Origin of the sequence: Rosistilla carotiformis, from assembly GCF_007753095.1 — a bacterium.
Lineage (GTDB): Bacteria > Planctomycetota > Planctomycetia > Pirellulales > Pirellulaceae > Rosistilla > Rosistilla carotiformis.
The window spans coordinates 4,249,442-4,268,448 of the sequence record NZ_CP036348.1 but is presented as its reverse complement, the minus strand read 5'-3'; the positions used below and the strand labels follow the sequence as shown (position 1 = coordinate 4,268,448).

Below are 19,007 nucleotides of genomic sequence, written 5' to 3'. Positions count from 1 at the left end.
GCGGAGTTTCCCTGACCGCAGCGGATGCTCCCTCATGCAGCCTGCGTTGCTTGCGGACGATTTGAACTGTGAGATCACAAATTCGCTGCCACGGCGCTGGCCGGATCGGTTACGATAGTTAAAAAACAGGGCGAATCGTTTCTCACGCTGCACTTTGCGCGGTCGCGAATCGGCCGCCGAGCGGTGGCTAGATGGCTCCGATCTCCCATCGATACACCGCCCCCGCGGGGCAGCCGCCAATCCCTGATCTCAATCGTTAACTGGAGTTTGCCGCAATGAAGTTTATGGTCTCGCTTGTCGGGTGTCTTGTCATGATTTGTAGTAGTGGATTGGAGGGCGCTGCCGAAGACCTGACGACGCTGCGTCTGTGGCCCGAACAAGCTCCCGGCGAAACGACCCCGATCGGTCCCGAACGGCAATTGCCCGATCGGCCTCAGGAAACCAATCCGGTCATTCGGTTGACCGATATCGCAACACCGATCCTGACTTTCTATCCGGCCGCCGAACCAGTCTCCACCGGAACCGCCGTGATCGTCTGTCCCGGGGGCGGTTACAACATCTTGGCCTACAACCACGAAGGGACTGAGATCTGCGAGTGGCTGAATTCGATTGGTGTCTCGGCCGTGTTGTTGAAGTACCGCGTTCCGCGACGCGATCCCGACGCACCCCATGCGATCCCATTAAAAGACGCGCAACGGGCGGTCCGTTTGGTTCGGTCCCACGCCAGTGAGTGGAAAATCAATCCCGATCGGATCGGCATGCTCGGCTTTTCCGCGGGCGGACATCTGGCCGTGATGGCAGGAACCCACTTCCGCGACGCGACCTACGATCCGGTCGACGAAGCGGACAAATTGAGTGCCCGCCCCGACTTTCTCATCCCGATCTATCCGGCCTATTTGGTCGACACTCAAAACAAGACGCAGCTGGATCCTTTGGTCGCTGTCGATTCCGAAACGCCCCCGACCTTCACCGCGATCACCTACGACGATTCCGATCGTGCGATCGGCGCGGCGCTGTTATTGATCGCGATGAAGCAGAACAAGGTCCCTTGCGAATTGCACGTTTACCATAAAGGAGGGCACGGATATGGTATGCGTCCTTCGGAGAACCCGGTTTCACAATGGCCGCAACGTTGCCAAGCTTGGATGGTTTCGATGGGGCTGCTGCCCTAACGCGTTCGCGTTCCGATGATTTTGTGGTCGGCCTCGTGCCGGCCACGCCTGCCCCCTCCTATTTCGCAGCGAATGCCCGCTGTGGACCTCCCCCCGCCAATGCGCGCTGCCGCGCAGGAGCTTTGGAAAGATGAGACCGGTTGTTTCCGCTGTGATCCTTGGTTGGTTGATGTCGGGTGTCGCGGCGCGTGCCGATGACGCAATCGATTTCAACGCTGAAGTGGTTCCGATTCTGAACAGCTACTGCGTCGGCTGTCACAATGAAAGCGATGCCTCGGGCGAAGTCCGATTGGACGACTGGGATCACTTTCCAGCCGTTGTCGGCGATGCGCCGTTCTTGGTGGGGGAAGATCCCGATGCGAGCCAATTGTTGGCCTTGATGCGCGGCACAACCGAACCACGGATGCCGCCGGCCTCCGAACCACAACCTTCCGAAGCCGAGATCGAAATCATCGAACTGTGGATCGCCGAAGGGGCCAAGCCACCGGGGGCCAAGCCGGCAGGGACCGAACCGATGGCATCGATGTTTCCGAAGGTCGACGCCGTCGCCGGAAGCGATCAACGGATCGATAGCCTCGATTTTGCCGCGGGGAAAAATCTGTTGGCGTTGGCAAAATTTGGCCGCGTCGACTTGGTCGATGCCAATACCGAACAAGTGATCCGCCAGATCGAAGGGCTGCCGGGAAAGGTCAATGCGGTCCGCTTTTCGCACGATGAAAAATATCTGCTTGTCGCCGGCGGGGTTACCGGTGTGGCAGGGCAGGTCGGACTGTGGGACCTCGCGCAATCGCAGTTCGTCAACCGCTGGCAAACACCCAGCGACTCGATCTATGCCGTCGATATCACCCACGACAACCAAACGATTGCGGCGGGCGGTTACGACCGAATCGTGCGGATCTGGAATCGCGACAGCGACAAGCCGACGAAGACGCTCGACGGACACAACGGTCCGATCCATGGGGTTCGCTTCGATCCTTCGGGGCAGGTGTTGGCGACTGCGAGTGGTGACGAGACGATCAAGCTATGGAACGTCGCCTCGGGGGAGCGGCTCGACACGCTGGGGCAGCCTTTGGCCGAGCAGTACTGCGTCCGCTTTTCTAAGGACGGCAAGCAGGTGATCGGGGCGGGCGCGGACAATCGGATTCGAGTTTGGGAATTGGCCAGCCCGACCGAAGCGAAGGTCAGCCCGTTGACGATCGCTCGCTTCGCCCACGAGCGGCCGATCGTCGCGCTGGCGATCAACCCGGCGGGTGACCTGTTGGGGACCGCTGCCGAAGATGGTTCGGTCAAGATTTGGGATCGCGCCGATTGCCGGTTGCTGCACCAATTTCCGACGCTGCAATTGCCCGCGTCGGGGCTGGAGTTCATCGATCAAGGCAAAGTTCTGCTGGCGTCGACTCCCGACGGTCGGTTGCATCGCTTCACGCTTCCCGACGACCTGTCGCAGGACGATGCGGCGGTGAAGGATCCCGTGCCGCCGGCAGGCGTTGACGCCCAGCCCGTGACTTCGCCACCGACGCCGTTGACAGAGGTCGAACCCAACGATTCGCCCAAGCGCGCGCAAGCGATTTCGTGGCCATCGAAAACTTCGGGGGTGATTCGGTTGACCGAGGATGGCGCTGGCGAATCGGATCTGTTCAGGATTCAGGCGTTGGCGGGACAGATGGTGCAGATCGAAATATCGGCCGCCGATCAGAAGTCGCCACTGGATTCGCGGGTCGATGTCTTGGACGTCATCGGCGATCCGGTGCCACGCATGCAATTGCAAGCCGTCCGCGACAGCTACTTCACCTTCCGTGGCAAAAACAGCACGCAAACCGGTGATTTTCGGGTCCATAATTGGCAAGAGATGGAGTTGAACGAATACCTTTACAGCAATGGGGAGGTTGTTCGGTTGTGGTTGTATCCACGTGGTCCCGATTCGGGGTTTGAAGTCTATCCTGGGTTTGGAGATCGCAGGACCTATTTTGGTACCACGGCGATATCGCATGCATTGGGGGAACCGGCCTACATTGTTCGTCCGCTGCCACCGCACGCAAAACCGTTGCCCAACGGCCTGCCCGTCTTCACGGTCAACTACGAGAACGATGATGATCCGCAGCGCCGCCATGGCACCGATTCACGCCTCGACTTTACGGCGCCGACCGATGGTGAGTACTTGATTCGCGTTCGCGATTCCCGTGGGTTCGGTGGCGATGACTTTCGCTATGACCTGACGATCCGCCATCCCGATCCGAGGTTTGAAGTCTCGATCATTTCCAAAGATTTGAAGATCCGTCCCGGGGCTGGCGGCGAATTTGTGGTCCGCGCGACCCGGCACGACGGCTTTGACGGGCCGATCCAAATCGGGATCGAGAACCTACCCGAAGGATTTGTCGCGTCGACGCCATTGTCGATTCAGGCGGGACAATCCGAAGCGGTCGGCACGATCACGGCGCTCCCGACGGTGCATGCTCCGTCGGCGGATCAGGAACCGGTCCAGCTGTTCGCCACCGCGACGATCCTTAACAAGCAGATCCGCGTTCCGGTCGGTGAGCTGGGGAAATTGGAAATCGCCACGGACGACGCTCTAATTGTCCATTTGATGCCTGTCGATTTCAACGCGCCGGTAGCGTGGTTTGCGGATTCGCCGGACGATGCCGATTCTGGTCAGGGACGGCAAGACGACGAAACCCGCGACGATAAAACGATTCGACGGAACGCTCAGCAACCGTTTGAAATCGTGATCCGGCCGGGGGAGACGCGGACGGCGCGGGTCGTCGCCGAACGTGGCGACTTCAAGGGCGTGATCCGTTTTGGCAACGTCGATTCGGGTCGCAACTTGCCTCACGGCGTCTACGTCGACAACCTCGGACTTAATGGACTGATGATCCCCGTAGGGCAGACCGAACGTGAGTTCTTCATCACTGCGGCCCCATGGCTCACCGAAACCGATCGCTTATTCCATCTCCGTGCAACGGTCAAAGGCAACCCCACGACCTGGCCCATCCTGTTGAAGGTCCGCGATTGATATCCGATCGTGGGTTTTGCGTAGGTCGCCCCTGTTTCAAACCTCCCCCCTTATCCAAGAGATCTTTCCATGCGACGAATCCATGCGTTGTGTTTGACGTTGTGCCTGACGGCGATCGCCACCGCAGCTGATCGACCCAACATCCTGTTTATCTTCACCGACGATCACTGCGAACAAGCGCTCAGCGCCTACGATCCCTCGCGGATCAGCACGCCGAACCTGGATCGGATCGCTAACGAAGGGATGCGGTTTGATCGCTGCTATGTGACGAATTCGATTTGTGGTCCCAGTCGGGCGGTGATTCAAACGGGCAAATACAGCCATATCAACGGGTTCTTGCAGAACGGATTTGCCTTCAACGGCGATCAACCGACGTTTCCAAAAATGTTGCGGAAGGCGGGTTATCAAACCGCGATCGTCGGGAAGTGGCACTTGGAATCGACGCCGCAAGGCTTCGACTATTACGACGTGCTCAAAGGGCAAGGCCCTTATTACAATCCGCCCATGCTGACCGCGGGGGAGAACGATCAACCGATCACGCGGCGGCACACCGGATACACCACCGAGATCATCACGGACAAGACACTCACTTGGTTAAAAGAGGCACGCGATCCCGACAAGCCTTTCATGTTGATGTACCAACACAAGGCACCGCATCGGAATTGGATGCCGGCTCCGAAATATTTGAATTGGTTGGATGATGTCACGATTCCCGAACCCGAAACGTTGTGGGACGATTACGCCGGGCGAACACCTTCGGCCAGTCGCCAGACGATGACGATTAAGGAGCATTTAAACGACAACGATCTCAAGCTGTCGGGCTATGGGACGATGAATCCTGAACAACGCAAAGTTTGGGATGCGGCATATGGGCCCAAAAACGAAGCGTTTAAGAAGGCACGCGATTCGATGTCGCCCGAGGAATTGGTGCGTTGGAAGTATCAGCGGTATGTCAAAGATTATCTGCGATGCGTGAAAAGTGTCGACGATGGCGTCGGAGAGGTGCTCGATTACTTGGACGCGGCCGGACTGGCCGACAACACGATCGTGATCTATTCGTCCGACCAAGGCTGGTATCTTGGCGAGCACGGTTGGTATGACAAGCGATGGATGTATGAGGAATCGTTGAAAACGCCGCTTTTGGTCCGCTGGCCCGGTCACGTGAAAGCGAGGACGACCAACGACGACATCGTTTCGAACCTCGATTTCGCCGAAACCTTCTTGGATGTCGCGGGCGTTGCGATTCCCGCGGACATGCAGGGCCGTAGCCTGCGTCCGCTGTTGCAGGCGGAGACGCCTGACGACTGGCGGGAATCTTTCTATTACCACTACTACGAAAACCCTGGGGCCCACAACGTCGCGCGACACTATGGCGTGACGAACGGACGATTCAAATTGATTCACTTCTACGCGTACCAAGGGGCGGCGATCGACGATTGGGAATTGTTCGACCTGCAGAAGGATCCAAATGAATTGCAGAGCGTCTATGGCAAGCCGGAATATGCAGCGGTGCAGGCGGAAATGCTCGCCGAACTGAACCGCTTGCGAACGCTCTACCAAGAGGTCGATGACGATCCGGCGGCGCGGATGAAGAAGAAACCAACGACCAACCGGCAGCGGCTGTTGAAGAAGGCTCCCTAAGGCTTGTGATTTGTCGCGACTCAGCGTGGCACGGCGCGCCCGCTTGTCGTGTGAACGCCGGAGTGTTGGGCACAGGATCGAATTAACGATTCCTGTGCCACCATTTCCATATTGTTGACATGCTGGCCAACAAGCCTGCCATCAACAACGGCATGGAATAGGTGAACATGATGAAGACGATTTGCAACGATCGGTCGGAGCTTTTGCCGCTGCCGGCGCGTTGGCTCATCGATGCCAGTTCGGCATTGATCGCGGGGATCCGTGAAGCGTGAAACAAGCCCGCCGACATGACGCTGAAAACCACGGTTATCAGCAGCATCGTCGACAGACTGATTTGAAACCTTGGCGGAGCAGCTTGAGCAGCCGTTTCGTTCGTTCGTTCAGAATCGGGGTTCATCGCGGCTACCAATACTTTTCAAATCGAATCTGTCCTGGACCATCGCTGCCATGATCATGGAAGCCCCGTTGCCGCAGGATCTGCAACATTCCTGGCGACGTCAACGGCGGAGCGCCAGGAGGTTGGTAGCCGATCATCGCGGGATTGCCACATAAGAAGATGTGGGTTCGTTTGGGATCCAGCTTGAGTCCCGCGGCCGCTTCGAAGAGTCCCGATTCGACCACTTGTTGAAGATGCTGTTTGCCAACAAACCCGTGGAACCCAGGGTTGGTGTTTTCGGCTTCACGTGTCGTAAAGTGCAGGTAGACGTAGTTCGGATATTTGACGGTCAATCGTGTTTGGGCGGCCAGGTAACCCAAGTCGCGTCGCAGTCGAACGCAGGTCGCCGAAACGATCCGTCCACGATGCCCGCGGTGCAGCAGTTCGGCGGACATGGCATTGTGAGGTGCTTCACCCGTCCCGGTTGCAAAAAAGACCACATCGTCATCGGGGCCGACGCCATCGAGCACGTAGGTGCCCACGATCCGTGGGGCCGCAAAAATGCGGTCCCCTTCTTGCATCTGGAACAGCCGCGGAGTGAGTGCTGGCGGGTGTTCGGCGCGGCGGACCAAGGTGACGTAAAACTCGTAGTAGTCTAATTGGCTGCACGGTGCCAATTGTTCCATGCTGTCGAGCATCGGGCAGGAGATCGAGTAGGCGCGTTTGACCACCTTCCGCCATTGTTTCGGTTCCAGCACTTCCGCTTGGGAATTCGACACCCGCGATTCCCAATAACCCAGCCCCAATGTCAGGTACTGCCCCGGTTGAAACGGAACAACTGCCGAATCGGGCTGGATCCGAAACAAAGCCAGTTCCTCGTGAATGTCGATCCGTTGGATGAGCGTCGCGTTGTACGACGTCTGCCGGAGTTCTTCGACTTCGATTTCCGTGGGTGGTAGTTCGACGGTTTTATTCACGCTTCGGATCCCCTTTCGGTTGCCTGTCGTCACGTGCTGTGTGTTCGACATTGCACCACGGCATCGGAACGCCGCCGCGGACAATTTTTCGATGCCGTTTGCATACCCCGATGATGCAAAAATGGACAACACCGTTCGCTGCACATTATCCTACAATACCCATCCAATCGCCATCGGGTGCGGTGATCCGTGAGACGAGTCGGATTAAAATTGTCATCTCGCGGCGGTTGCGATTTCGAAGGCGTGGGCGATTCGGGCGTGGTGTATTCCGCTGTGGCAATCTGTCTGCAAATGGTGGATGATTGTTGTCCGTTAAGTCATTTGGTCGCCGGTCGGATTGTGCCGCGTGTTGGCGTTGTGACAACCTCTATGAAAATTGATATTTGAGAACCAAGCATGATCTTCCGACGATGTGCGTTGATTGCACTATTGGTTATAAGCGGTGTGACGGCGCAGGCCGAAACTTGGACGACGTTGAACGGACAGCAATTTGATGCGGTGTTCCGCGGAATGTGGGGCAACGCGGCGATCTTTGAACGGGCCGATGGGAAGCGGGCCGCGATCACGTTGTTGAACATGCAGGCCGAGAGTCGGATTCGATTGGAGAAGTTGAACCAAGAGGTCGAAGCGCGGCGGGCGCAGCGGGTGAAAGCGCTGCGGCAGCAGGCGACCGCGGCGGCGGTTCCCGACACGACCGCGGATGTGGCTTCCGGCGACGCGGCATCCCTTCCTGCGATGGTAGATTACCAACCGATGTCCGACGCGATGGATCTGAAGCAGACGGTCACCCATTTGTTGAACCAATCGGCCAGCGGACTCATCCGTGCCTATTGGGATGCGCTGCCGGCCAGTTACCAAAGCGACATCGACCAATTGCGTTCGGAGCTGACCGGGAAGATCCCGGCGTCAACATGGGATGCGCGGATCGGTTTGTTGAACAAATTGTTTTTGACCCTTCAGCAAAAGGAAGGACTGTTGATGGGCAGTTCGATGCTGGCGTCGTTCCCCGGACCGACGAAGGATTCCATTCGCGCGGGGCTTTCGCCGTTGGTGGATCAAATGGTCGCCATCTTAGAGCGAGGGCAGTTGTCGCACGCATCGGTCGCGAGTACCGAAATGGCATCTTTGCTTGCGACTGTCTCGCCGGAACTTAGCGGTCCGTTGCGGAACCTCGCTGAGATGAGCAAGGCGTTGGGGGGACCGGTACCCAACATCGATCAAATGCAGATCGAACAGACCGACGACGAACACGGCACGGTTACCGATTCGGCAGCGGGAGAAACCAGCCAATGGTCGCGGGTCGAAACGCGTTGGATTTCTGATGCGATTTCGGCTGACTGGAGTTCGAATCTTCAAGCCACGGGCGGCCAGATCGAGTCGTTCATGGGAGAGGGATTTGATGAGAAAGCGATGCAATTGAGCACGGTGCTCGACGGGCTGATGGCCGCGCAGGATCAGCAGGCGTTTGACGCCGTGATCTTCCAAGTCGTCTTGCAAATGGGCCCGATGTTAAAGCAATTTGGCGTGGCCCCCGCGATGCCCGGGGGATTTTAAAGACCGCTAAATTGGAAAGCGGTCGTCGCAGCGAGCGTGGGCGGCGAAGCTACAGATTAAATGCAGTCCGCAGTTCTTCGATCACTTGGTCGGGCATGGCCGAGACCTTTCCGATCGCGTTCGCGTTGATCACCGCTTCGGCGGTCGATTCGAGCACTTCCAGGCGGTCAAAGGTGTCCAGGACGCTGCCGCCGGTGACCAGCACGCCATCGTTTTCTAAGATTGCCGCAGGGGAGTGCGCCGAAATAGCTTCGGCGATCCGCCCGTCGGTTTGATATTGGATTCCGTAGGCGACGCGCCCCACGTCTCTCAGGAAGACATAGCTTTCAGGGATCGTTCGGACATCCAACGGGGATTCGGTCACACTGAATGCGGTTGCGTTGACAGGGTGGGCGAACACGATCGCTTGCACGTGGGGGTGGCGTTGGTAGATCGCTTGGTGGGCCGCCGCGGCACGGCTTGCCCGTTTGCCCGCTTCGCGTCGCGAACCGTCGACCAAAACGAGGTCTTCCACTTGCAAGGATTCGCGATCGCGCTGCGTTGGAGTGATCAAAAACGCATCGCCGTCGACACGCGCCGAAAAACTTCCCTCGGTGCTAATCAGCAAGCGTTGCCGGCAGCCGCGTCGGACAAAACTGCACAACTGACGTCGCAACTCCTGTTCGACGGGAGTTGCCGCGGGTGGTTCGAACGATTGATAGTCGACGCTGCGATTGGCGGCTTGGTCTAGCTGGGGATCGGTCAGGTAGCGAACCTCGCCCAATTGACTCGCTTTGATCAACGTTTTGCCAGCAAATTCAAATGCCTCAAAACGTTCGAAGGCGTGGGACAACGCCTCTCCACCGACCACGACGCCGTGGTTTTCAAGGATCACACTGTCGCAGCCATCGGCAAATGTCGCCGCGATGCTTTCCCCTAAACGCTCGCTGCCGGGAAGGGCGTACGGGGCAAACCCAACGCGACCGCAGACCGAATGGGCTTGATGAAACAGCCGCGTATTGGGCGTTTGGCGGCACATGCTGAAGGCCACCAAGGCGACGGGATGCGCGTGAACGATCGCGCGGATGTCGGGACGCGCTTGGTAAATCGCTTTATGGAAAGGGAATTCCGACGACGGAGGGTGGGGACCCTCGACGCTGCCATCGGTTCGGACACACGCGATGTCATTGCGGGTCAGGTTGCCTTTGTCGATCCGTGCAGGCGAGATCCAAATATCTCCTGCGTCGTCACGGATCGAAAGGTTGCCGCCGGAAGTTGTCGTCATCCGATAACGATAGATCCGATCCATCGTGTTCATGATTTCATCGCGTGGATGGATCAAGGGGCGTTTATTGGCCATGGGGTGCGTCCGCCGGGGTTCTGATGAGTAGAGGGTCCCCCATCATAGCGTGAATTCACCAGCAGGTGGCCGCGCGCGGACGCCCTACCGTGAACCGGCTCGGTCCCGCGGTCCGATTCCCGTGACCAAGCCAGCGGCTACCACGCGCGGAACAGGGCCAAGACCAATACGCCGAGGACTAACACGACCATGAAGGTGATTGCCGGTAGCAAGAAGGCGAAGCCAGGTTCCTTCTTGTCGATCGGATGGTTCTCCGGTTTCCGCTTTGTTTCGTGAATTGAATCGCTCATTGTCTTTCTCCCGAGTTGGTGTTGAGTGTAAAGTCGCATGTCGTTTGGACTATTCGTTTTCAAGTGGGATCGGCGCGAGATGTTCGGCGATAAACCAGGCTTGAAATTCGTTGACACGTAAAACGTCGCCGACGACCATGTCCTCGGATCCGAGGTCTCCACGCTTCCCGATCGCTTGGGCGATAAATCGAGCGTACGTGCAGATCACTTCGTGGGCTTGCAAAAGTCGGGTCAATTGATCGGTCAACAGTTCACGGCCGCGAGGCGGATTGGGGATCTGCGTCTTCTCGGCGACGTCGGCAGGCATGCCGCGTGCTGCTCCGCCAAGCAATTGGATCCGCTCGGCGATCGTGTCGACGATCTCAACTTGTTCAGCGTAGTGCTTATCCAGCATCAAATGGATCTGGTAGAAGGTGGGCCCGGCGACCTGCCAGTGATGCTTCTTGTACATGTCTTTCAACATGATGCTGTCGGCTAACAACTGGTTCAATTGGTAAACCGTCTTCTCGCGGTCGGCTCGGTCGAGGCCGATGGGTATATCGATCAGTTCCTGGTTTTGCCGTAGCTCGGTTTCCACGTGACTTAGTTTGGGTGTGACATCGATCGATTCGGATGTGGATGACATGGATTTGCCTCTTCAATGGTTGAAAGTCGCGGGAGATCTGTTTGGGAGATCGGTTCCTCGCGAGCGGTGCCTAACCCAGCAGGACACCGATCGTTGGCAGGAAGGGAATGCAAAGATCGGGCCAATGATCGTGAATGCACTCATTCCGTGTGGAGGTGTTGGCGTGGGATCCGGTGTGATCGATGATCGATCAGTGCCTGGAAGATCTTGGCGATCGGAATGCCCGACACCGTCTGAGTTCGGGGGGGGAGTGGTTGCGTTGAATGAAGTGACGGCAAGCCGAAACTCTGTGTTTGCTTAGGCCACTACGTCAACTTTTATAGTCGCGTCGCGAAGGTTTTCGTATGGCCACCGGCTTTGGCACGCCCAATGCATTGAAGCTGCATGGAGCGATGCGACACAGCATCCTCAACAACCATCTCCGTGCTTGGGAGAAACCTGGTTTCGCCATGGCGCGGTTGTTTGTGCGACTCAACTTTCCAACAAGGAGCAAGTGATGAACTGGGATCAAATCGAAGGCAAGTGGAAACAGGTCAAAGGCAAAGCGCAACAGAAGTGGGGCGATTTGACAGATGACGATCTGGACCGAATCGAAGGAAAGCGTGAACAATTGGTCGGAGCCGTGCAAGAACGCTACGGAGTGGCCAAAGACGAAGCGGAAAAGCAGGTTCGCGAGTTTGAAAGCTCTTGCAACTGCTAGGCCGTCGGCGTCACTTCAATCACGCAATCAACCACCGCGGGATCCGACCGCCGTGGTTTCCAAATCGAACGCAGTGTTTTAACGAATCCAATAGAAACAACAGGAATTGAACGATGAAAACTACGAAATTCTTAGCTGGCATCGCAGCCGCAGGCGCTCTTACGCTGGGCACGGGTCTCCCCGTTGCCTCGGCAGACGACAACGCAACCCAAGCGAAACGCATCGGCCAATTGGATGAACGACTGACCGGGACCAATGTCCGTGTCAGCCAACTGATTGGCATGGACATTCAAAATGATCGTGGCGAAGGCGTTGGAGAGATCAACGATGTCGTGATCGATGCAGCGACGGGCAAGATCAAATACGCAGCCGTCACTTACGGCGGGTTCTTGGGATTGGGAGACAAGCTGTTCGCCGTTCCGTTTGACGCGCTACAGGTGAAACGCAACCCCGACGATCCTGGAGACAGAGGTGACCTGGTCTTCATCCTGAACGTGACTCAGAAGCAAATGGAAGGTGCGGTGGGTTTCGATCAATACCACTGGCCTAACTTTGCCGACAAGAACTTCACACGCGATCTGGAGAAACGCTATGAAACGAACCGGCGCGACCGAACTCGTACCGGTGGGGTCGATGTGAATGTCGATCGCAATGGGGTCGATGTCGACGTCCGCCGCGATCGCGACGAATAATCGTAGACGGAGTATCGATCGACTCGTCGTCGCAGCAACCTCTCTCGGCTGCGACACCCCATGGATTACGAAACGCGAGCGCGGCATTTGGCCGGCTCGCGTTTTTTTATGCGCTGATCGCATCGGAAACGGAATTCCGGTGAAGAGCGGGGACTTTATTGATCGGTTGCCGCGCAGCGCGGCGGAACGGGGGCCACACCAAGCGGTTGCAGACGCCGGTTAAGGTCAATTCGAGGGTTTGGCACGGCAAGTGCATCTACGTTGGCTCGGTCCAGCAGCACGCCAAGGGCTGACCGCGAAACAAAACCGTCCACACCATTTAATGGAGTTAGAAAGATGATTACACGCGAAGAACTGAAGGGTCAATGGAACGAGGTCAAAGGTCGTCTGCAAGAGCATTGGGGACAGTTGACTGACGATGATTTGAGCCGCGGACGAGGTTCGGCCGAACAACTGGTGGGCGTTGTGCAACAAAAGACAGGGGCCACGCGACGTGAAGTCGAGGCATTCCTTTCCAATGCGATTCACGAAAGCGATCGGATCGGCGAGAAGGTGGCGGAGACCGCTCAGCAGTATGCCGAAGTTGCGGGACAGTACGCGACGGAGGCCGGTGAATACGTGAAAGATCAGTATCGACGCGCTGCCGAAACGAGCGGAGAGTACGGCGATCGCTTGGCGCACACGGTTCGCACCCGCCCTACCGAATCGCTAGCGATCGCGTTTGGGCTGGGCATTGCCGCTGGAGCGCTGTTCTTCTTCAAGGGGCGACGCTAAGCGACATCGAACGCCGTTGACGTTGCCGCCGCAGGTTGCGTTGCTTAAGCCAGCGACGCACCTAGCGAAGCGGCATCCGCGTCGACGGCCTTTGTTTTTCTAACACCTCCCAATTCATGGAATTAGGATCCGATCACGTGGCCAACACACTTGCGACCCGAAAACAGTCCGAAGCGATACGTCATCAGATGCAGGTGATTCGAACTGCGTTGCCGCGCGATGTCGATGCGGCCCGTTCCCAAGCCCAAGATCTCGTCGACTGGCGATACCACATGCGTAAAAACCCCTGGCCTCTTTTGGCTGCGGCGTCGCTGGTGGGCTATCTGGTCGTGCCGGCGAAAAGTGTCGGTCGGACCTTCAGCTCTGCGGAGCCACGGCAAGCCGAGGTTCCTAAGAAGTCGTTAATGGGAGGCATCGCTGGCGGCTTGATCACGCTTGCCATCCGGTCGGGTGTTTCTATGGCGACGCGGCAGTTGTCGCAGACGCTGATGACACGGGCGAGCGTATTTCACACCGGGCACACCAATCCACCCTTCTCCGATAACGTGACATCATGATTGCACCAGCAAACAACCGATTTCAAAACACCGCAGATCGTCCCTCGCGGGACCAAGCCTGGCAGATTGCATACCAATCGCTGGCCGAAGAGGGGTTGCTTGAAGACTCTTCGCCGACGATCCATCAACGCGCCTCGGCCGCCGTCGGGCAGTATCCATTGCTGTCCGTGACTGTCGCTGTCGCTCTAGGGCTTGCCGTTGGATGCTGGGCGAAGCGTTCCGGTTAACGGTAGGAGTGGCTGCTGTCGGCGGTGCTGCGAGACAGCGCCTGCCGCATGCTTTTCTTTCCCATTTACACGCAAAGCGAATCTCTACGATGACTACCAACCGTCCCTCGGGAATCAGCCGCGTCGCTCGCGACGTGCTGGACTTATGTGAGTTGCAACTGCAACTGCTGTCGGTCGACAGTCAAGAAGCCAAACGGAAAGCAACACGCGCGATGATTTTCCACGCGGTAGCCCTTGCTTTGGGGGGATCCGCAGTGACGACTTTGATGATCGGTGGCGGATTTCTACTGCACGATTGGGCCGGTTGGACGATCGGCGCGTCGCTGGTTACCGTGTCCGGCGTCATGTTGTTGATCGTCGCCGGACTATTGATGAGTGCGATGCGGGCGACATCGGAGGCCTCCGCGGCGATGCATGAAACGAAGTCGGAATTCGTCGAGAATCTGAAATGGTTGAAGGCGGTGCTGATCAATCCAGAGACCTCCGCTAGAAACCAACTGCGAGCCGAATCGTTTGCGTCGAGTAGCTCACAATCCGCTGCGGCGGATTCGGAACGATCTCCCGAGTCGAACTCACGCTTTAGCAGTCGCTAATTGCGAATCGCGTTCGCCCCAAATCGACGGTGGTGGCCCGCACTGAACTGCGTTCTGCCGTAGCGAAGCTGCGGTTATCCGTCGCGCAGGTTCGCAATCTCTTGCAGCAATTCGTGAATCTCTGGGGCGCAGCGGGAGTAGGTGATCCGCGCCTCATCGACCGCCCCGCCGCGAGCCGAGTGAATGACATCCTCCAGCAGCGATACAGGATGTCCCTCTTCGAATGTGCTGCACATGCCTTTCAGCTTGTGTGCTGCCGCAACAATAGCGGTGGTGTCGCCGGCTTGCAGTTGCGTTTCCAATTCGGTCACGATCTCGGGAGCGTCGTCCGACACGATCGACGCCATCGCTGTGAGTAGTTCTGCGTCGCCGGAAAGCCGTTTGAGTGCGTTGGCAAAGCGTAGAGAATGTTCTTCGTTCATTATGAATTCACGTTTCCAGGCGACAAAGTAGGTCGATGAGCGGAATATTTGTATTCTTTTTCTCTGTAAGAGAAGCCAATCGTGAGCCGTTCGTAATCTATTAACACGCGTAAAACGACATCCCCGTGGACCAAGAAAAGCCCCTCGCGAAATGTAGCGAATTCCCTTGTTCGATGGGTGCGGAACTGGCGACTGCTGAAGGTTTTATCGCGTGCTCGGGGCCTGCTCTCCTGCCTAAATTTCGATCAGCCGAAAAGTGCCTCAGGACTTCAAAGCCCTGAATTAACCGAGTAAAGCCTTGTATTTCCTGTCAGTCTCGATCGGGCGACTTTGCAAGATGGCGCGGTTCAACGTGCCTGCCCGGCAAAATGCCTTTCCTTCCGCTCTGCAATCGGCCCCAGTGTGCGGATTCGCCAGACTAATCACAGCAGATCTTGTGCCATCGAGCCACAACGGTTTTCGCTATTAGGCTAGGAAAGTTCCCGGTAGGGGCGATCGACTAGCGATTGTCCAACGAATAACCATTGTCGTGCTACGTGAAGGGTTCTAAACTCGAACTCGATTGGTATCGGAAAATACAGCAATCATGCATTCATCCAATAGTAGGGGTTGGCGGCGGAACATCTATGTCAACGGGCGAAGTCTCATCGGCGGAGGGGAGCGTTTCTTCCCAGGAGCTTGCGCGGCAGGCCCAGTGGTTCCGCCAGCAACTGGCTGACGGGGCTTTCTCGGCGTCGGCCGACGACTTGGTTCTCGATGCTGCGCGGTTGGATACGGTTTTGCTCCGAATCCAACAGAAGACGCAAGCGCTATCGAAAACTCAATCGGTGGGTGAGTCGCAGGACGTCGAGATGCTGGATCCGCCCCCACGGATTGGCCGATTTGCGATCGATCGGATCGTTGGGGTGGGCGGATTTTCGATCGTCTACAAAGCGCATGATGATGTGTTGCTGAGGGATGTGGCTCTAAAGTCGATTCGTCGACGTGTTAAGACGGTAGATGTTCGCGATGAATCGCGATTGCACGAAGCCCGCGCGGCGGCGCAGTTAAGTCATCCTAATCTGGTGCCGCTGTACGAAGTGTTTCAGGATGCCGAGGCGGTCTACTTGGTCTCGGAGCTTTGTTTGGGTTCGACGTTGGGCGATTGGTTGGAAGCCCATCCGGGACCAATCGATCCTCGCATGGCATGCGGAACCTGTTTTGAACTGACCGAGGCGATCATTCACGTTCACGATTGTGGGTTCGTCCATCGCGACATCAAGCCCGGCAACATCATGATCTCTGAATCGGTGGGGACCGATGGGCGTTTGAAATTGACGCCTCGCCTGACCGACTTTGGCTTGGTCCGCGACATCTTCGCCGATTCTGGACTCGTGGATTCCTACCGCCTGGTGGGAACGCTGTTGTATATGGCGCCCGAACAGGTGCTCCAAAACGAACAATGGCATGGAAAGGCGTGCGACATCTTCGCGATTGGGATTTTGTTGTATCGGATGCTGACAGGGAAGCTGCCGCATCAGGGAGACAAAGCGATCGAGCTGTTCCACTCGATTTGCGTTGAACCTCCGATTCCGCCGCGCCAGCTGGTTCCATCGATCCCGCGCGATCTGGAAGCGATCTGTCTGAAGTGTTTGGCGAAAGACCCTGCCCTCCGCTACGCGACCGCCAGCGATTTACGCGACGACCTGTACCGATACCAACGCGGTTTGATGGTCGAGGCGCGACCGCGATCGTTCGCCGAAAGAACGTGGGTGGCGATCCGGCGTTCTCCGTTGGAATCGAGCTTGCTGGCGACCATCATCATCTTATTGGTCGCCGGGACGGTGGTTTTGGGGCATAGCAATCGACGGTTAAACGAAAACCAATCTCAGTTGGAAGTTGCGTTCAGCGAGGTCATCGCCAGTGAACAGCGGGCGGTGAGCGCTCGGAAGCAATATCGTGAGCAACGCGATTTGGCAAAAGTGACCGAACGACAAGCGGTTGGGACGGCGTATGTCTCCGATTTGCGGCATGCCTACGACGCTTTATCGCACAACAATCTCGTTGGCGCGTTGGAGATCTCCGAAGCGATCGAGAAATACGCCTCCGGGATTCTTCCCAACGGGACCGATCTGAACCTCTTGCAAACCCTAGCGCGCAAGAACTGGACCCGGTTGCCAGGTGCTTCGACCCCTATCCGCCAAATCGCGATGTTCCCCGATTCGCTCCGATTTTTGGTTGCGGACGAAGAGGGGCCGATTCGGATCTACCGCAAATCCGATGGTCAGCTGGAACATGTGATACCACAACGCGATGGGACGCGGCGATTTGCCGTCGCGATCTCCCCCGATGGTCAATTACTCGCCGTGGGGAGCCAGGTGCTCCAAGATGGAGATTGGTTAAAGGCGGACAATCAGGTCGAATTCGTTTCGCTGGGCGAACGAGCGGTTCCACCCATGATTCCCGATTTACCAACGACCGTTGAGTCTCTGGCGTTTTCAAACGATGGCAGTTCGTTGGCGGTGGGATGTCGCTACCAATCGGTTCGCGTGGTCGACGTGGAATCGGGGAACTTGGTGCAATCGGTTCGTTCGACCCGCCGCAACCACGAGGTCATTTTTTCCGACGATGCCGAGAAACTAATCGTCTTGAAGGAGAGCACGTTGGTGCGGTGGGTCGATTTGAAAACCAACAAGAAAACCAGAGAAGTGATCAGCGAAGGTTACGTCAACCGGATCGCGTGGTCAGAATCCGCGGCCAGGTTGGCCGCGTGTTATTTGAACGATCACGAAGTGACGGTGACCGATCTGAGTTCTCCACGGCAATCCAAATTTCAATTGCAGCACAACTCTGGACTCGCGACCTGTGTTGCGATTTCTGACGATGGCCAGCGCGTGGTTGCAGGAACCCAGAATGGCGCGGTTTTGAAGTGGGATCTGAGTCAGCTTCCCGATGACGGGAGCAGTGAGCAACCGACGGATTTGCGTTGGCCCGCGGTCGATTCTGCGATCCTGCATGCCGGATATGTCACGGAAATTGCCATCGATTCCCAGGGGCGAATCATCAGTGGTGCCGAAGACGGATCGCTCGTCCTTAGTTCGTTCCAAAACACGCCACCGCCGGCGATTGAACTGGACGCCGAAACCTCTTGCGCAACCTTGACCCCCGATGGTCAAACAGCCTTCGTGGGCTGTCACAGCGGGAAGGTCTTTGTTGTGGACACGACAACCCACGCGGTGACCCGCGTGATACCGAAGGTCTCCGCATCACGTGCGTTGGATGCGGTACCACGTTGCCTTCAGGTGTCCCCCGATGGTCGCTGGTTGGGCGTTGGAACGGTGGGAGGCGATTTGGTGGTGATCGATCTTCACGACCCTCGCGCCAGTTATCGAGCAACGAATCCGGACTATGACGCCCAGCTCGATAACTATGCCAAGGGCATTCACTTCAGTCCCAACGGGGAGCGAGTTGCCTTCTGCACGGGCAACGGATATTACCTTGCTTATTATGCGTTGCCTCACGTTTCGGGCGAATTGAAACTCTTGTCGGGCCAAGAGCTCGCGGTACGCTATCAGGCGATTACGTTGTTGGATGACCAGCGTTGTTTGATGTTTGGCGACTCGATTGGCGAGTTTGTTCTGGGAGGATCCGACGCGACGTTGGTCGGCCGAGGAATGGCCAAGTTTGTCAGCGCGTGTTATGCGCCCGAGGCGGGTGTCATCTATTCCGCTGCGTTTGACAATCGAATCCGCAAACACGATTTGAATGGCGCCATGATCGAAACGAGCGCTCGCTGGAATTCCCCTGGTCGCGCTGTGGCCCAAAATTTTGAAGTCACCGCCCTGGCGGTAACTCCCGACGGCAGGAATCTGTTAACCGGAGGCAGCGACGGATCGATCGGTATTTGGAATGCGCAAGACCTGCGAAACTTGGGCTGTGTGGTCGCGGGAGACGGACTTGCCCCAGTCAGCGAAATCCAATTCTCTCACGATGGCAAGACGTGGATCTATTGTCGAAATGCCGACAGTAGGAGCCAGCTGAAAGCTCCGTTTCAAATCAACACGATCGACTGAAACGCC

The 19,007-nt window shown here is 57.1% G+C and carries 17 protein-coding genes; 11 read left to right on the top strand and 6 right to left on the bottom strand.

Annotation, left to right across the window (positions count from 1 at the left end; all coding sequences use genetic code 11):
* The first annotated feature begins 275 nt into the window (after nucleotides 1-275).
* The 3 genes from Poly24_RS15390 to Poly24_RS15380 all read left to right on the top strand — a co-directional run bounded on the left by Poly24_RS15390 (nucleotide 276) and on the right by Poly24_RS15380 (nucleotide 5,823).
* On the top strand, nucleotides 276-1,172 hold the full coding sequence (locus Poly24_RS15390; protein WP_145097062.1) for an alpha/beta hydrolase: 897 nt from the start codon (nucleotides 276-278) through the stop codon (nucleotides 1,170-1,172).
* Nucleotides 1,173-1,302: 130 nt separating this feature from the next.
* Nucleotides 1,303-4,182: a c-type cytochrome domain-containing protein gene (locus Poly24_RS15385; RefSeq protein ID WP_145097060.1), complete on the top strand. Its 2,880-nt coding sequence runs from the start codon at nucleotides 1,303-1,305 to the stop codon at nucleotides 4,180-4,182.
* Nucleotides 4,183-4,251: 69 nt separating this feature from the next.
* The gene (locus tag Poly24_RS15380) at nucleotides 4,252-5,823 is read left to right on the top strand and encodes a sulfatase family protein (RefSeq protein ID WP_145097058.1); all 1,572 of its coding nucleotides are present in this window, start codon (nucleotides 4,252-4,254) and stop codon (nucleotides 5,821-5,823) included.
* A gap of 82 nt (nucleotides 5,824-5,905) precedes the next feature.
* On the opposite strand, the gene Poly24_RS15375 is transcribed toward Poly24_RS15380, so the two are convergent.
* Complete coding sequence (locus tag Poly24_RS15375) at nucleotides 5,906-6,220, bottom strand: hypothetical protein (protein ID WP_145097056.1); 315 nt, start codon at nucleotides 6,218-6,220, stop codon at nucleotides 5,906-5,908.
* 5 nt (nucleotides 6,221-6,225) lie between these two features.
* Nucleotides 6,226-7,176 (bottom strand): ferredoxin--NADP reductase, encoded by a 951-nt coding sequence (locus tag Poly24_RS15370; protein ID WP_231753162.1) that lies wholly within the window; start codon nucleotides 7,174-7,176, stop codon nucleotides 6,226-6,228.
* A gap of 396 nt (nucleotides 7,177-7,572) precedes the next feature.
* Here Poly24_RS15370 and Poly24_RS15365 point away from each other — a divergent pair, with 396 nt between their 5' ends.
* Nucleotides 7,573-8,730 (top strand): hypothetical protein, encoded by a 1,158-nt coding sequence (locus Poly24_RS15365; protein WP_145097051.1) that lies wholly within the window; start codon nucleotides 7,573-7,575, stop codon nucleotides 8,728-8,730.
* 49 nt (nucleotides 8,731-8,779) lie between these two features.
* Here Poly24_RS15365 and Poly24_RS15360 read toward each other — a convergent pair whose 3' ends face one another.
* From Poly24_RS15360 to Poly24_RS15355, 3 genes are all read right to left on the bottom strand, one after another.
* Entirely contained in the window at nucleotides 8,780-10,069 is a 1,290-nt protein-coding gene (locus Poly24_RS15360) for a class II aldolase/adducin family protein (RefSeq protein WP_145097049.1), read from the bottom strand.
* 137 nt (nucleotides 10,070-10,206) lie between these two features.
* Nucleotides 10,207-10,359, bottom strand: coding sequence for a hypothetical protein (locus Poly24_RS27095; RefSeq protein ID WP_197451931.1), 153 nt, complete (start codon nucleotides 10,357-10,359; stop codon nucleotides 10,207-10,209).
* A 49-nt stretch (nucleotides 10,360-10,408) separates the two neighbouring features.
* Nucleotides 10,409-10,984 carry a Dps family protein gene (locus tag Poly24_RS15355; RefSeq protein ID WP_145097047.1) on the bottom strand — a complete coding sequence of 192 codons (576 nt, stop codon included), beginning with the start codon at nucleotides 10,982-10,984 and terminating at the stop codon, nucleotides 10,409-10,411.
* A gap of 493 nt (nucleotides 10,985-11,477) precedes the next feature.
* On the opposite strand from Poly24_RS15355, the gene Poly24_RS15350 reads away from it, so the two are divergent.
* The 6 genes from Poly24_RS15350 (at nucleotide 11,478) to Poly24_RS15325 (ending at nucleotide 14,527) form a co-directional block, all read left to right on the top strand.
* Nucleotides 11,478-11,684: a CsbD family protein gene (locus tag Poly24_RS15350; protein ID WP_145097044.1), complete on the top strand. Its 207-nt coding sequence runs from the start codon at nucleotides 11,478-11,480 to the stop codon at nucleotides 11,682-11,684.
* A 113-nt stretch (nucleotides 11,685-11,797) separates the two neighbouring features.
* The gene (locus Poly24_RS15345) at nucleotides 11,798-12,376 is read left to right on the top strand and encodes a PRC-barrel domain-containing protein (protein WP_145097042.1); all 579 of its coding nucleotides are present in this window, start codon (nucleotides 11,798-11,800) and stop codon (nucleotides 12,374-12,376) included.
* Between the two features lie 336 nt (nucleotides 12,377-12,712).
* Nucleotides 12,713-13,150, top strand: a complete 438-nt coding sequence (locus tag Poly24_RS15340) for a CsbD family protein (protein WP_145097039.1) — start codon at nucleotides 12,713-12,715, stop codon at nucleotides 13,148-13,150.
* Nucleotides 13,151-13,287: 137 nt separating this feature from the next.
* Nucleotides 13,288-13,707 carry a hypothetical protein gene (locus Poly24_RS15335; RefSeq protein ID WP_145097037.1) on the top strand — a complete coding sequence of 140 codons (420 nt, stop codon included), beginning with the start codon at nucleotides 13,288-13,290 and terminating at the stop codon, nucleotides 13,705-13,707.
* On the top strand, nucleotides 13,704-13,934 hold the full coding sequence (locus tag Poly24_RS15330) for a hypothetical protein (protein ID WP_145097035.1): 231 nt from the start codon (nucleotides 13,704-13,706) through the stop codon (nucleotides 13,932-13,934). The genes Poly24_RS15335 and Poly24_RS15330 overlap by 4 nt, the downstream gene beginning before the upstream one ends.
* An 89-nt stretch (nucleotides 13,935-14,023) precedes the next feature.
* Entirely contained in the window at nucleotides 14,024-14,527 is a 504-nt protein-coding gene (locus Poly24_RS15325) for a phage holin family protein (protein ID WP_145097033.1), read from the top strand.
* Nucleotides 14,528-14,601: 74 nt separating this feature from the next.
* Here the strand turns inward: Poly24_RS15325 and Poly24_RS15320 are convergent, their stop codons facing one another.
* Nucleotides 14,602-14,949 carry an Hpt domain-containing protein gene (locus Poly24_RS15320; protein ID WP_145097031.1) on the bottom strand — a complete coding sequence of 116 codons (348 nt, stop codon included), beginning with the start codon at nucleotides 14,947-14,949 and terminating at the stop codon, nucleotides 14,602-14,604.
* Between the two features lie 626 nt (nucleotides 14,950-15,575).
* Here Poly24_RS15320 and Poly24_RS15315 point away from each other — a divergent pair.
* Nucleotides 15,576-19,001 (top strand): WD40 repeat domain-containing serine/threonine protein kinase, encoded by a 3,426-nt coding sequence (locus Poly24_RS15315; protein ID WP_145097029.1) that lies wholly within the window; start codon nucleotides 15,576-15,578, stop codon nucleotides 18,999-19,001.
* Nucleotides 19,002-19,007: the final 6 nt, after the last annotated feature.